Source organism: Oscillibacter hominis, from assembly GCF_014334055.1.
GTDB classification, from domain to species: Bacteria; Bacillota; Clostridia; order Oscillospirales; family Oscillospiraceae; genus Oscillibacter; species Oscillibacter hominis.
The window spans coordinates 677,916-692,281 of sequence record NZ_CP060490.1 but is presented as its reverse complement, the minus strand read 5'-3'; the positions used below and the strand labels follow the sequence as shown (position 1 = coordinate 692,281).

Sequence of the window (14,366 nt, the reverse complement as noted above, 5' to 3'; positions counted from 1 at the left end):
TGTACTATTCATCAACAACAGAGGTGTACGGATATGACAAACAGTAAAAACCAGGTGGAGCTGTGGGGCGTCCCGGAGTCCTCCCCTGTCCTCTCCCACGAAAATCACGGTCAGACCTTCTACCAATTCCCGCTGCTGGTGCCCCGCCTTTCCGGCCAGACAGACCGGCTGCCGGTTCTGCTGCCCATGTCTCTGAGGGACCAGGTGCAGGCGGACGCCCCCCTTCGCCTGAGCGGGCAGCTGCGCTCCTTCAACAACAAAAGCGGACAGGGAAACCGCCTGGTGATCACCGTCTTCGCCCAGTCCATCTCCCCCGGCGACGAGGAGACCCGCAACGAGATCCAGTTGACCGGCGTCATCTGCAAAGCCCCGGTCCTGCGCCGCACGCCCTTGGGGCGGAACATCTGCGACATCATGCTGGCCGTGGGGCGCCACTACGGCCGGGCTGACTACCTGCCGGTCATCACCTGGGGTCAGCTGGCCCTGCGGGCCGGCGCCATGCAGGTGGGTGACCCCCTGGCCCTGGAGGGGCGGGTGCAGAGCAGGACCTACACAAAGCTCATCGACGGCGTTCCTCAGGAGCGAATCGCATACGAGGTCTCGGTCATGCACCTTCTTGACCCGGAAGAAGAGGAGCCGTTAGAGCCATAGTGACGCGCCAGCGGTGCGGCATGCATCCTTTATATAAAAAAGCACCTTTTCATGGCGAGGCGGCCGCCATGAAAACGCTCCAGCAATAAGAAAAGAGCGCGGAAGGGCCCGGCCGCATAAGGGTATCATTTAAAACCGTCCAGGTTCAGTAAGTTGGGACACATGCTACACACCGTGTGGCATGTGTCCTGCTTTTAATTATACTTCAATTACATATCCTTGTTGAAATTAGAATACACTTGCGTTATCATTTTCTTTAGTCAATCACGATTTCCAAGAAAGGGCAAATAAGTATGGCTGATGTTGTTGATATTCCGGAATTCAGAGCATTTTATTATACAGATGATACGCCCCGCCAGTTTTATACCCTCCGGCGATACGAGGATGAGAGCGGGTCTGGGAAAATGCACTGTTATAATATTGCGCCAGGTATTCAACTGTCTTTTAATGATCTAAATCTAAGTTCTTGCTATCAGCCACTAAATGTCCAAAAAGATTTTTTAGAAATAAATTATTGCCTTGAGGGCGGACACGAAGTTGAAATGGTCGGAGGCGGAATTACCTTCTTGGGTGAAAAGGATTTAAGTATATCTGGCCTATACCATGATAAACGGGTTATTGTCAATTCAAGAATCCCTTTCAATAAATATAAAGGTATAACCATTCTCTTGGAGCTAGAAACAGCCCAGACGACTCTCGACAATGAATTCTCTAAGTGGCATATAGACTTGCAAAAAATCCGCACAACTCTATGTCCGGAAGGACGTGTTCTTTTAATAAAATCCAAACAAAAAATCGACCATATTTTTGCAGAGATCTTGAGCGTTGAGAACCAGATAAGATTGCCGTATTACTGGCTGAAAATCCTGGAAATCTTACTTTTATTAAGCCAACTGGATAACAGTTATGTGGAGCCGCCCCAACAGTTTACGGAGAAAGTATCCCGGCGGACTCAACAGGTCTATCAGTATATTATTGAAAATCCTTTTACACAAAAAAATATTTCTGAGATAGCAGAGATTTATGGGGTTTCGGAATCAAGTATGAAACGCTGCTTTAAGTCAATTTCCGGTGCTTCTCTAGGCACGTTTATGAAAAGGAAACGGATGGAGGCTGCTGCGGAATTACTTAGGTCAGAGCCGACATTGAGTGTGGGTGAAATTGCCAGTCTTGCAGGGTATGAAAATCAAGGAAAGTTTTCTGGGGCATTCAAATCAGTATACGAAATGACTCCTATCGCATATCGTTTGAAATACTCGTGACCTAAATGGATTAAGACTTGACCTAAACAGTTATAGACGAATATATGATCTTGTGCTATCATAATTGACGTTAATTAGAGAATGGTGAAAAGAGCCGCGTTCAGCGGTTCTTTTTAAGGGTGTTAGTTAGCGATGTCTAACCTCGAGCGAATGGGGGGCAAATCAGTTGTTCAGTATGGGGATCAGTGCGCGAATTGTAAAACGTATTATAACCTTGCTAATTGTGACTTTGGGAGTCGTTACTCTCAGTTTTTGCTTGCAGATATTTACCGGTACAGATCCGGCAGAAATGCTTGTAAGAAAGACTACATTGTTCGCAACAGAAGAGCAAATCCAAGCAATGAGAGTTGAACTTGGCCTGGATGGTACACTCTCTGAGCAATATGCAGATTATATAAAAGGACTACTTACCGGGGACTTGGGTATTTCAATTACCAATCGAAAGCCTGTCATTGATAATATTAGAAATGCCCTTCCTGTTACATGTATGTTAGTTATTATGTCTATGCTCTGGGTTGCTATTTTAACCGTTTTAATATCAGCGTTTTCTGTCATATGGAAAGACAAAGCATTTGACCATGCAACAAGAGTTATCTGCATAATTGGTATATGTGTTCCGAGTTTTTGGCTGGCACTCATTCTGCTAATTGCTTTTGCAGTTGAGATTCCGATATTTAGTGTGATTTCAGACGGGAGTATTAAATCCCTTATATTGCCATCTATTTCTATTGCCATTCCAATTGCTTGTATTTCTATCAGAGTTTTGCGCGCTGCTGTAATAAACGAATTAAAAAGTGACTATGTTACTTACGCTAAAGCGAGGGGGTTTTCCACATCTAAAATTGTATACGGCGAGGTCCTGAGGAACGCATTTCCATCGGCCATAACACTTTTCGCACAATATTGCGCATCAGTTTTTGGAACCTCTGCACTGATAGAAACTGTCTTTTCCATTCAGGGTCTTGGATACTATTTAACTGAAGCGTGCGAAAGTATGGATGTATATGGAATATCGGGTGTGGTACTTATTTGCGCAATCCTATTTGTTCTTTTTAATACTGCAGCAGACATCTTCTCGGGCATTATTTGCCCTGCGTATAGGAGGAAACGTGTATGAGGAAACATCCACAAATTGTCATTGGTGTTTTGCTTATTGCGTTATTTATTTGTATTGCGATAACTGCACCCCTCCTTGCCCCAAATGACCCAAATGCAACAAACCTTGCACTAAAAAATGCCCCGCCATCAGCCGAGTATCCTCTTGGATGCGATCAAATGGGGCGGTGTGAACTTTCGCGCTTAATTTACGGAGCGCGATATTCACTAAGCCTTACGGTGCCTGTGCTGATAGTACTAGCAGCGATTGCATTGTTTATTGGATGCTACACTTCTTATAAAGGTGGCCTAATAGATGAGGTCATCCGATTGTTGTGCGATATATTTATGGCATTTCCGCTTTTAGTAATAGCAATGTCATTAGTGTCAGTTATTAACAATTCTGTTGCGAGCATTATCACTGCAATTGGTATTTCTATGTCTGCGTGGTTCTTACGCATGGCGCGTTCTTATGCAAAGACCGAGTGTGGAAAGGGGTATGTAGAATCCGCAAGAGTATCTGGTGCATCTGCAATGCGGATCGTACTTCACCACATTATCCCGAATGTATTGCCACAGTTTGTTGTCTATTTTACCACGGGAATAGCATCAGCAATTCTATCGGTATCAAGTTTTGCATTTTTGGGTGTGGGCCTTATTGCTGGTACTCCGGAGTGGGGAGCCATGCTTAATGACGCTCGAAACAGCATTTATACAAATCCCGCCCTAATTGTTTATCCCGGCATATGCCTCATTATCTGTTGTGCGGGCTTTAATTTATTAGGTGAAGGTATTCGGGATTTTATTGGCAAGGAGGACCAGATCAGTGTTTCTTGACGTCAGAGATCTCACTATTACTCTCAAAACGGGTGAAGAAATTGCAAAGGATATTTCTTTTTCAATAGATGGAGGAGAAATGTTGTCCATTGTGGGCAGCTCTGGGGCAGGAAAAACGACGGTATGCAAGGCCGTTATGGGCTTACTTAGTTCTAATTATTCCATTTCAGGTGAGGTGCTTTATAGGGGGGAAAACTTGCTGCACTGTTCAAAGAAACGATTGCAGGCAATCTACGGTAAAGAAATATGCTATATTATGCAAAACCCCATGACAGCATTTAATCCATCGCTGCGTATTGGAAGGCAATTAGAAAAAACATGTTACTTACATAACCCCCAAATATCGCGGCAGGAATTACAACTATTAGTGAGCAACACACTACAACAGTTGGGCCTTGATGATTTGAAACGGATACTGAAGAGTTACCCTGATGCCCTTTCAGGTGGGATGTTGCAGCGGATTATGATTGCAGCAGCACTAATCAATCAGCCTACTATATTGGTTGCTGATGAAGCGACTACAGCAATAGATGCCTGTAACCGAATTGAATTGATGCAATTACTTAGGCAGTTATGCAGTGGCGGCATGGCGATCTTATTTGTTACACATGATTTAAGAGCGGCGTCAATGGCGGATCGAATTTTAATAATGAATGATGGCCAGTTGGTCGAGGCAGGGACAACAGAGCAGATATTCAATGAACCTAAAGAAGAATATACAAAATATCTGCTTAGTGCTTGTACGTTGGAAAGGCGGTGATTATCTATGATTGAGGCGAAAGATGTAAGTTGCACTTTTGCCCGCAATCCGTTTTCCAAAGAGGGATTCATGGCGGTTTCCCCAGTTTCAATCCAATTCATTGATGGTGAACGGTATGCCATCGTTGGTGAGTCAGGGTCAGGTAAGACAACACTCGCCAGAATGATTGCGGGCCTCCAGCGTCCTACGACGGGGAATATCTATGTCGATGGGATGCCTGTTTACGGTAAACACAAGGTTCATACAAATTACTTCAAGGAAGTCCAAATTATTCAACAGGACTCTTCATCTGCATTAGATCCTAAAATGTCCGTGGGTAGATCAATCGAAGAACCTCTTTTGTGTTTTTTTCATTTAGACAAAGGAGAACGCAAAAAAAGGTGTCATGATCTGATGGATTTATGTAATTTGCCTGTTGAATACTACTCGCGTCTTCCCGCAGAATTATCTGGGGGCGAGCAAAAACGAGTCGCTATTGCAAGGGCCTTGGCAGCAGAACCTAAGTGTCTAATTTTTGATGAGGCAACAAATGGCTTTGACCTTCCTTTACGCAAGAAGATCATTGAAGAAATTGTTGACTTGCAGAGGAAACTCGCATTTACCCTTATATTTATTACACATGATATGGAGTTAGCCGTCGTTATTGCTGACGTAATTTTGGTTATGAGAAATTCCACCTTGATTGAACAGGTTGAATTTTCTGGAGATATATCAGTATTTACAAGCGAATACAGCAAGACGCTTTTATATGCGAGTGGAATTACTGATACATAATCATTGTTGGAATTGATCATAGCAGAAATAAAATGAAAGGATAGTTTGCGATGAAATTCAAAAGACTTGCAACGATTCTTATGGCTGCGGCCATGATGGTTTCGTTGGTTGCCTGTACAGGCGACAATGGCGAAAACTCAGAAACGCCTGTTACTTCGGGCAATGATGTTGTGGAGGAAACGGAAACCAACCACATCACTTTGGCCGAAAGTTGGGGATTTGAAAATTTCTATACAATTATGACGCCCGATGTATCGGCAAGCAACTTCGGTATCACATATTATCTTAGCAATTTCTACGATGTGCTTGTAGAATATCAAGATGGAGAATACGTTGGTGGTCTGGCCGAGGATTGGACAATTAGCGAAGATGGAACGGTCTACACATTCAATCTACGGCATGATGTGAAATTTTCTGATGGTAGCGATCTGACTGCGGAAGATGTTGCCAAATCGCTTTTGGCCGTTCCCATCAATTTGGGGCAATACAATGGAACCTATGGCCGCCTGTCTACAATTATTGAAGATGCAGTGGTCGTTGATGACTATACTGTTGAAATGCATCTGACGCAACCTTATTATAATGCGCTGCGGGAGCTGTGTTTGGCGAATCCATTCGGAATCGTATCGAGTGAACAACTTAATGATGATTTAACGAAAAAGGATACTTTTGAAACTGCAACCTATGGTACAGGTCCCTATATGTATGCTGGAGATAATGACGGGCAGACCTGGAATTTCGAGAGCAATCCCTACTATTGGGGTGAAAGACCTGATGTTGAGAGTTTTTCTATCAAGAGCATTCCTGACAATGATGCTAAAATTCTCGCATTGAAAAACGGGGAGATTGATTTTGTCGCAGGAATCACGAACGTCTCCAACGAAAGTTTTGTGGAAATGCAAAACACTGAGGGATTTGGCGCCAAGGTTGACGACAAATCTTTCCGCACCGGATATATTGGTTACAATTTAAGTAGCTCTATGTTCGGTGATGAAGTTGTTCGCCAAGCCATTACATTGGCCTTAGACAAAGATGCAATTTCTGAGAGCATTTATGGCGGCCTGTATGAAAAAGCAGATACATTCTTCCCGAAGACCCTACCCTATTGTGATGTAGAGCAAACCGTATACTCTTATGATATAGACAGGGCAAACCAATTGCTTGATGAAGCAGGATACATTGATACGGATGGCGATGGCATCCGTGAAAAGGACGGTGAGAAACTATCCTCTCCGTTCCAGTACCAAGCAGGCTCCGCTTCTGATGATAACTTGGTTGTTTATATCTGCGACCAGTTAGGGAAAATCGGAATCGAACTTACACCGCAGTCTGCACAAATGATGGACTGGTATGCAATGATTACAACTGGAGAGTACGGCCTTACCTTATTTAAAACACAAGGCGGTTTCTATGATCCGGGCAATACGATCGGTAATATCGATCCCAGCATGGCCATGGACCCAATTATCTCCCAGGTCGCTGCATACTTGCCGGGCGGTGCCGATCTGATTACAGAATTGGAATCTACTACTGACGAGGAACGAATCCAAGAGATTTATGGAATTATTTTGACTACGATGGCGGATCAGTGCCTTACTACACCTCTGGTGTATCCTCACCAACTTGCAGTATATAGTGATAAGATTGCAAACTACGATTTTCCGCCTGATGCAAACTTTACTGCTGTACAAAATATCACATTAAAGTGAGCATTTTCCCATTCTGCAAACGGCGTGCTATGCAAAACATAGCACGCCGTTTGTAGAAAGAGAAACGACATATTGCAAATAGATTACAGAGAAGTTATGTTAAACCATATATTTGCTCTGCCGGTTGAAAGGAGTCCAGATATTGGTGAGCAATCAATCAAAAGGAATTAAGCGGATTCTCAGTTTTGCCGGCAGATACAGGGGCCTCTTGACTTTTGCCCGTTGCCTTTCCGGCATCAGTGCGTTGTTTATTATAGGCCCTTTTATCTGTGTATATTTTGCGGCAAGAGAACTTATCGCTGTATTTTTAGGCGATCAATTGAATGGCCAAGCATTATTGAATTGGGGCCTTTTTGCATTAGGATTAGAACTCGTGGGAGTAGTACTCTACTTTTTGGCTTTGCTATCTTCTCATATCGTTGCGTTCCATATTCAAAAAAACCTGCAGATGGCAGCATTAAGGCACCTTGCTCATATGCCAATTGGCTATTTTAATGCCAATCCAAGCGGAAAATTGCGTAAAATAATTGATGAAAACAGTTTTCAAACGGAGACCTTTATTGCACATCAGTTGCCAGATTTAACAGGCGCCCAAGTAACCCTGATTGCTGGTGTTTGCTTTATGATCATTTTTGACTGGCGTATTGGAGTTCCACTTATTATCTTATATGGAATGGCCTTTTATCTGCAAAGCTCTCTCATGGGAAAGAATAGTGCTGAGTTTATGAGAATTTATCAAGACGCTCAAGAAACAATGAACCATGAGGCTGTTGAATATATTAGAGGAATCGCCGTTGTCAAGGTGTTCGGACAAACTGTAAAGTCGTTCGCCAAATTTCATAATGCGATAGAGACCTATAAAAAGTACGCACTTGCTTATACTATGTCTTGCAAGAAAGGCATGGTTGCATTTAATGCTATCGTAAACTCATCCTTTTTAGTGCTGGTTCCGATTGGCTTTCTAGTTGGATTTACGACCCCGACACTCAGAGATTTTATTCAAAGTTTTCTGTTTTACGTGATTTTCTCTCCGGCATGCGCAGTGATGCTTAATAAAATTATGTATATGACTAGTTATAAAATGCAGGCAGAGGAGTCTATGCGTAGAATCGATATGATTTTAACTTCTAAACAGCAACCAGAACCAGCGATCCCCCAATATCCTGATACATATGAGGTCGCTTTTGAAGATGTGACATTTGCATATGATAATACCGATCACCCCGCAGTTTCACATCTCACTTTTATGGCAAAAGCAGGAGCAATAACGGCCCTTGTGGGACACTCCGGGTCAGGTAAAAGCACAGCGGCCAGTCTGATCCCTCGGTTCTATGACGTGCAGGATGGCGCAGTAAAAATTGGCGGCGTTGACATCAGGGAAATCCCACAGGGTGATTTAATGAAAATGGTGGCATTTGTGTTCCAAGACCCCAAGTTGTTTAAGGATAGCCTATTAGAAAACATAAGAGCCGGAAGACCATCGGCAACCCGTGAGGAAGTTCTAAAGGCAGCTCATCTGGCGCAGTGCGACGACATACTGAAAAAGCTTCCAAACGGAATAGATACAATTATTGGAAGTCAAGGTATATACCTGTCCGGGGGCGAAACACAGCGCATTTCTATTGCCCGCGCTATTTTAAAAGATGCTCCTATTGTAGTTTTAGATGAGGCGACAGCATATGCTGACCCCGAAAATGAGCATCAAATCCAGAAGGCCTTTGATGGACTTATAAAGAATAAAACGGTTATTATGGTTGCACATCGGCTTTCGACTGTCCAGGATGCAGACCAAATATTGGTGATGAAAAACGGTGCGATAGCGGAAAGCGGAACACATTCTGATTTGATAAAGCATCAGGGCGAGTATGCTAAAATGTGGGACAATTATAACAAAACGGTGCAGTGGCATATAGAAAGTTGAGGTGCTGTCTATGCTAAAACGTGCGTTTGCATTAAGCGATCAAGGCGCAAAAGATTTAGCGAAAGGAATTATAGCAACTGCCTGCGCCAATTTGATACAGATCATTCCAGCAAGTTTGTTGTTGATGGTAGTAATGATGCTTTTAGAAAAAGCGGCGGGGACTCAAGTTAATGTAGGTCGGAATATTCCGTTCTTTGTCGGAATTACCCTGGTGCTTTTTGGCATGATCGCGATTGCCCAATTAGTACAATACAATTTGACATACACTGCTGCATATAAGGAAAGTGCAAACCGAAGAATTGTGCTGGCTGAAAAACTCAGAAAACTTCCACTGTCATTCTTTGAAAAGAAAAATTTAGCCGATCTGACAACTACTATTATGGGGGATTGTACAGCATTAGAAAGGACATTTTCTAATGCGATTCCACAGTTGTTAGGCACAATTCTTATGTTTGTTATTATGTCCGTGGGGCTGGCAGTTTTAGACTGGAGGATGGCTCTTTGTATTATTGTCCCGGTACCAGTTGCCTCAATTGTTGTTGTTCTTGCTCGTAAGGCACAGAGTAAGGCGGAACTTGAAAATCTGGAGGCAAAAAGGTGCGCCTATGACGCAGTACAAGAATATATTGATACTATAAAAGAATTAAAAGCATACTCAAAAACGGATGTATACTTGGATGAACTTGATAAAAAGTTAGAGAATGTTATTCGTTGTTCCTTCCGAAATGAGTTAGCCCCCGGAGCATCTACAACAGCTGCTCAGTTCATCCTGCGCTTTGGTTTAGTTGCTGTTTTGCTTATAGGGGGAAACTTGGTGATTGAAGGTATGCTTTCTATTCCCATGCTCATACTGTTCCTTCTTTTCGCTGGTCGAATCTATGATCCATTCACCAACTGTTTCATGCTATTAGCGGAGGTTTTTGCCGCACTTGTAAGCATTGGCCGGATGAAACAGATAGACAATACACAGGAACAAACCGGCTCAGACTGTTGCAATAACATTGGCTGCGATATTGAGTTCAAGGATGTTTACTTTTCTTATAACGAGGAACCAGTTCTGACAGGAGTATCTTTTGTAGCAAAGCAAGGCGAAATAACTGCTTTAGTCGGGCCATCTGGCAGTGGAAAATCAACAGTTTCAAAATTAGCAGCGCGTTTTTGGGACGCCGATTCCGGACTCATAACACTTGGAGGCATAGATGTCAAAACTGTTGAACCAGAAGTATTGTTAAAAAACTATGCAATCGTATTCCAGAATGTCACCCTTTTTGACGAATCGGTAATGGAAAATATACGGCTTGGCCGTAGCGGAGCTTCTGACGAAGATGTTAGAGCCGCAGCAAAGGCCGCCCAATGTGATGAGTTTATTGATCGTTTACCGCAAGGCTATGACACGAATATCGGGGAAAACGGAAGTAAATTATCCGGTGGCGAGCGCCAGCGCATTTCTATTGCCCGTGCCTTGCTAAAAAATGCTCCTGTTATTCTTCTCGATGAAGCAACTGCATCTATGGATGCAGAAAGTGAAACAATGGTACAAACTGCCTTGTCAGCGTTATTAAAAGGTAGGACAGTGATAGTTATTGCGCATCGAATGAGGACCATAGCAAATGCAGACAAGATAGTTGTTTTGGACAAAGGAAAAGTGACTGAAGTGGGGACTCCCAGCGAGTTGGCTAAAAAAGGCGGGTTGTATGCGCATTTGGTTGCACTCCAGCAGAAACAGCAAATGTCTTCCTTACCGACATGAACGTCCTAAGAGGGAAATATGAAAAGAAAACAGCAAGCCACCACATCGGGTGAAGATTATTTAGAGGCAATTTTAGTGCTCCAAATGCAGAAAGGAACAGTGCGCTCTGTTGATGTCGCCCGGCATATGGAGGTGTCAAAGCCCAGCGTGAGCCATGCGGTGGCGACCCTGCGGGATGGAGGTTTTCTGACGATGGACAGCGACTATTTCCTGCACCTGACCGACATTGGCCGGGAAGTGGCGGAACAGATTTACGAAAAGCACCGTTTCTTTACCGAGCGTCTGATTGCCGCCGGCGTGGATCCGAAAACCGCAGAGGCAGATGCCTGCCGGATTGAGCACGTCATCAGCGACGAGAGTTTCCAAAAATTAAAGAAACAACTCATGTAACCTGTGGAGATCGAACTCATTACACCAAGAGTGTCTTCGAAATTGAGGATGACCAATATGCAAAACGATCCGCGCTCCCGAATTCTCCTATTGCTACAACTTCTCCTGAAGCAGACAGATGAGCACCACTACGCAACTGGCGCGGATATTCTCCGTTTTTGGGAGACTCATGGCATCCAGACCACCCGGAAAAATGTGTACAGCGATATCCAACTGCTCATGGACTTCGGCCTGGACGTCATCTGCATCAAAAGCACGCAAAACCGCTACTTCGTCGGTTCCCGGCTGCTTGAGCTGCCGGAACTGAAACTGCTGGTGGACGCTGTGGAGTCCTCCCACCTCATCACAGAGAAGAAAAGCACCGCCCTCATTGAGAAGTTAGGCCATCTTACCAGCAGACACAACGCCGCGCTCCTGAACCGCCCCGTCTACATGGACGGCACGGCCAAGCCGGACAACGAGGCCGTGTACTACGCCATCGACGCGATCCAGACGGCGATTCACAAACAACGGGCCATCTCCTTCCAGTATTTCGAGTACACGCCGAAAAAGGAAAAGGTCCTGAAACACAAGGGCTACCGCTATGGATTCAGCCCCTATGTCCTCATCTGGAGCCGGGATTTCTATTACGCCGTGGGCTGGTCGGAAAAGCACGGCAAACTGGCCCAGTTCCGGGTGGACCGCATGACGGCCATCCAGGATTCAGATGCCCCTTACATAGCGGATCCGTCCTTTGACCCAGCGTCCTACATCCGGGAAATCTTTGGCATGTATCACGACATGCCCCAGCGGGTGACGCTGCTGTGTGAGAACCGCACCATGCGAAACATCATAGATCACTTCGGGGAGGATGTGGACACGGAGGTGGTGGACGCCAACCACTTCCGGGCCACCGTGGATGTGGCGCCCACGCCGCCGTTCTTCTCATGGGTATTCACCTTCGGCGGCGCTATCCGCATCGAGGGGCCTGGGGAGGCGCTGGCGAAGATGCGGGATATGGCCTCGTGGCTGCATACATAAAAGCAAGAGGGATCCGCCCAGGAAACGCTGGGCAGATCCCTCTCACCTTTACGGGGCAGGAGGACCGCTGCGGGGTGTATCCCCGCAGCGGTCCTCCTGATTTTAGTCCGAAAAGTATACCGGCCTGCCAATGGATGTAAAGCCCTCGATGCCGGTGATCACCACATTGTTGTATCCGCTGGCGCAGTGGATGATGAGCAGATTGCCGCTCTCATCCCTGCCGCCTACGATGCCCACATGGGAGTCCTCTGGGTAAAATACCAGATCGCCGGGCAGCGCCTCGTCCCAAGAGATGGTGGTGCAGTAGGTGTGCTGCGCGGAGGCCCCTCCCCCGTGACCGATGATATACTCGCCGCCTGTGGCATTATAGAATACCCAATCAACGTACCCTGAGCAATCCATCCCGTAGGGCCGGTAGGTGCCGGAACTGGAGCTGCCGGGGGCAGTGACCTGCATGGTGGTACCCCAGCGGGAGTCCCAGCCGAGGACCAGGCTCTTGCCGCCCCAGAAGTAGTTGACCTTACCCACCAGTTGGCAGGCGGTTTCTATGATCTCCCGGCGCTCGGCGCTCAGGCCCGCCGGCAGCGAGGCAAGCAGTTTTTTGGCGTCGGCCTCCGTCACGGCCAGATTCCCAATGGCCCCGCCCAGCAGGTCGAGGTTCTCTAACAGGTCATCCAGCATGTCGTTCTGTTCGTCGGTAAAGGCGTAGTGTTCCCGCATCTCGTCCACGGTCTTTCCCGTGACGGAGATGGTCAGGATGGTTTCCGTCCAGCTGTCGTCCTCGCCGTCGTCCGGGTCGCTGTCCGGGTGGTCTATGGTTTCCGCCTCGGAGGAGAGGGATACCATATCCCAGAACACCTCCCGCAGACGCTCCACCCGGCCGGCGTCCAGGGTGACCACATCCACGCCGTCATTGGTCCCTGCGGTTTTCACCGCAAACACCGCCACGACCTCCCGCCAGTCCGGCGGGGCGCCGTCTATGATAATCTGGTCGTAGTCCCCGGCCTGCAGTTCCTCCAGCTTACCAGCGTATTCCTCATTGATCTGGGCGATGGCCGTACTGAGCGCCACAGAGGTACTGTCAGCAGGCTCGTTGGCGAACAGGATACCAAAGGGGGAGGCGATTAACAGGCCGACGACACAAATCAGGACCAACAGGGCAAGGACGACAGATCCTCCCGCAGCCGCAGCGGCGATCAGGCTCTTGGCGGCGGCATAGATGGCCCGCAGGGCGTTTCCAGCCTTGGCAGCGGCCTTTTTCGCCGCACTCCCCGCCTGTTTTGCCGCCTGCCGGAACCGGGCCGTTTGCTGTGCCACATGGGCTGCTTTGGCGCTCTGGGCGGCACGGGTGGCCCCACGCCCCGTCTGGGCCGCAGCCCTCCCAGCATGGTCCGCTGTTTTTACCACCCGCCTGGAGGAGCCGGCAACCGGCTTTGCGTGGCGCACGGCCCTGCCACGGCCTGCCTCCTTTATGGCAGGTGTTTTGCGTTTCCCTTTTGGCAGGGGGCCGGCATCTTGGGCAGGCTCCACCTTTGGCCGCATGGGCGATACAGTCCCGTCCCGCCTGCCCCCATTCCCATGTGCAGTTCTGCCGGAAGACCGGCGATCTCCTACAGGTTGCATAGGCTCTTGCCCGCTGCCTGCTGGCTGACGCATCCGCTCGACTCTGTCCTGCGCGGACTTCTGCGCTGCCTGCCGCCCGCGCTCCCGGATGAAGGGTTGCTGGCCCTGGGTGCGCTCTGGTGACAGGCCGGAAACCTGCGTTTCCGTTTGAGCGCGCAGGTATGCGTCCTTGGTCTTGATCCGCTGCCCGGCTTTTCCGACCGGTTCCGCCGGCTGGTCTGCCGCTGCGGCGTTGACACGGCTTTCATGCTCCCGTGTACGGATCTCCGGCGCGGGATCCCCAGCGGTGGAATCCGCGGAACTGCCGTCGCGGGAGGCACGGTTCTTCCGTTTCTCCTTAATGAGCTTTTCCGCACCGCGCTCCATGCGGCGCATGCTGTCCGCAGTGGTATCCTCGATTTGGTCGCCGCCATAGTCATCCCGCCGCCCCTGCTGGGCGGCGTCACGGAGCTGCGTCCGCAGGCGGTCCGTCCCATCCTCCAGGCCGCGATGGACCAACTCCTTCGGTACGGCCGTTATCTTCTCCCGGATGGAGGATGTGGCCTGCGGCTTCTCCTTGATCTTATCCATCCAA

General features: G+C 47.5%; 12 protein-coding genes. 11 read left to right on the top strand and 1 reads right to left on the bottom strand.

From position 1 onward, the window contains the following. Window positions 1-33: 33 nt before the first annotated feature. The 11 genes from H8790_RS03475 to H8790_RS03425 all read left to right on the top strand — a co-directional run bounded on the left by H8790_RS03475 (window position 34) and on the right by H8790_RS03425 (window position 12,169). On the top strand, window positions 34-651 hold the full coding sequence (locus H8790_RS03475) for a single-stranded DNA-binding protein (protein ID WP_187333579.1): 618 nt from the start codon (window positions 34-36) through the stop codon (window positions 649-651). Window positions 652-944: 293 nt separating this feature from the next. Next, complete coding sequence (locus tag H8790_RS03470) at window positions 945-1,913, top strand: helix-turn-helix domain-containing protein (RefSeq protein WP_009260270.1); 969 nt, start codon at window positions 945-947, stop codon at window positions 1,911-1,913. Between the two features lie 175 nt (window positions 1,914-2,088). Continuing rightward, entirely contained in the window at window positions 2,089-3,030 is a 942-nt protein-coding gene (locus tag H8790_RS03465; protein ID WP_081029069.1) for an ABC transporter permease, read from the top strand. Then, a complete protein-coding gene (locus H8790_RS03460) occupies window positions 3,027-3,845 on the top strand; it encodes an ABC transporter permease (protein ID WP_009260272.1) in 819 nt (272 codons plus the stop codon). Before H8790_RS03465 ends, H8790_RS03460 begins: the two co-directional genes overlap by 4 nt. Next, on the top strand, window positions 3,835-4,605 hold the full coding sequence (locus H8790_RS03455) for an ABC transporter ATP-binding protein (protein ID WP_009260273.1): 771 nt from the start codon (window positions 3,835-3,837) through the stop codon (window positions 4,603-4,605). Before H8790_RS03460 ends, H8790_RS03455 begins: the two co-directional genes overlap by 11 nt. A 6-nt stretch (window positions 4,606-4,611) precedes the next feature. Beyond that, window positions 4,612-5,379, top strand: coding sequence for an ABC transporter ATP-binding protein (locus H8790_RS03450; protein ID WP_009260274.1), 768 nt, complete (start codon window positions 4,612-4,614; stop codon window positions 5,377-5,379). Window positions 5,380-5,429: 50 nt separating this feature from the next. Then, window positions 5,430-7,088 (top strand): nickel ABC transporter substrate-binding protein, encoded by a 1,659-nt coding sequence (locus H8790_RS03445; RefSeq protein WP_009260275.1) that lies wholly within the window; start codon window positions 5,430-5,432, stop codon window positions 7,086-7,088. A gap of 145 nt (window positions 7,089-7,233) precedes the next feature. Beyond that, window positions 7,234-9,009, top strand: a complete 1,776-nt coding sequence (locus tag H8790_RS03440) for an ABC transporter ATP-binding protein (RefSeq protein ID WP_044945071.1) — start codon at window positions 7,234-7,236, stop codon at window positions 9,007-9,009. Between the two features lie 10 nt (window positions 9,010-9,019). After that, window positions 9,020-10,759, top strand: a complete 1,740-nt coding sequence (locus H8790_RS03435; protein ID WP_009260277.1) for an ABC transporter ATP-binding protein — start codon at window positions 9,020-9,022, stop codon at window positions 10,757-10,759. An 18-nt stretch (window positions 10,760-10,777) separates the two neighbouring features. Then, the gene (locus H8790_RS03430; protein ID WP_009260278.1) at window positions 10,778-11,149 is read left to right on the top strand and encodes a metal-dependent transcriptional regulator; all 372 of its coding nucleotides are present in this window, start codon (window positions 10,778-10,780) and stop codon (window positions 11,147-11,149) included. 57 nt (window positions 11,150-11,206) lie between these two features. Next, window positions 11,207-12,169 (top strand): helix-turn-helix transcriptional regulator, encoded by a 963-nt coding sequence (locus H8790_RS03425; protein ID WP_009260279.1) that lies wholly within the window; start codon window positions 11,207-11,209, stop codon window positions 12,167-12,169. Between the two features lie 102 nt (window positions 12,170-12,271). On the opposite strand, the gene H8790_RS03420 is transcribed toward H8790_RS03425, so the two are convergent. Continuing rightward, entirely contained in the window at window positions 12,272-14,362 is a 2,091-nt protein-coding gene (locus tag H8790_RS03420; RefSeq protein WP_009260280.1) for a C40 family peptidase, read from the bottom strand. Window positions 14,363-14,366: the final 4 nt, after the last annotated feature.

Excerpts from the sequence above, each read along its gene's own strand:
- H8790_RS03475 (WP_187333579.1), top strand. The coding sequence starts at position 34 with ATGACAAACAGTAAAAACCAGGTGGAGCTGTGGGGCGTCCCGGAGTCC.
- H8790_RS03470 (WP_009260270.1), top strand. The coding sequence starts at position 945 with ATGGCTGATGTTGTTGATATTCCGGAATTCAGAGCATTTTATTATACA.
- H8790_RS03465 (WP_081029069.1), top strand. The coding sequence starts at position 2,089 with ATGGGGATCAGTGCGCGAATTGTAAAACGTATTATAACCTTGCTAATT.
- H8790_RS03460 (WP_009260272.1), top strand. The coding sequence starts at position 3,027 with ATGAGGAAACATCCACAAATTGTCATTGGTGTTTTGCTTATTGCGTTA.
- H8790_RS03450 (WP_009260274.1), top strand. The coding sequence starts at position 4,612 with ATGATTGAGGCGAAAGATGTAAGTTGCACTTTTGCCCGCAATCCGTTT.
- H8790_RS03445 (WP_009260275.1), top strand. The coding sequence starts at position 5,430 with ATGAAATTCAAAAGACTTGCAACGATTCTTATGGCTGCGGCCATGATG.
- H8790_RS03435 (WP_009260277.1), top strand. The coding sequence starts at position 9,020 with ATGCTAAAACGTGCGTTTGCATTAAGCGATCAAGGCGCAAAAGATTTA.
- H8790_RS03430 (WP_009260278.1), top strand. The coding sequence starts at position 10,778 with ATGAAAAGAAAACAGCAAGCCACCACATCGGGTGAAGATTATTTAGAG.
- H8790_RS03425 (WP_009260279.1), top strand. The coding sequence starts at position 11,207 with ATGCAAAACGATCCGCGCTCCCGAATTCTCCTATTGCTACAACTTCTC.
- H8790_RS03420 (WP_009260280.1), bottom strand. The coding sequence starts at position 14,362 with ATGGATAAGATCAAGGAGAAGCCGCAGGCCACATCCTCCATCCGGGAG.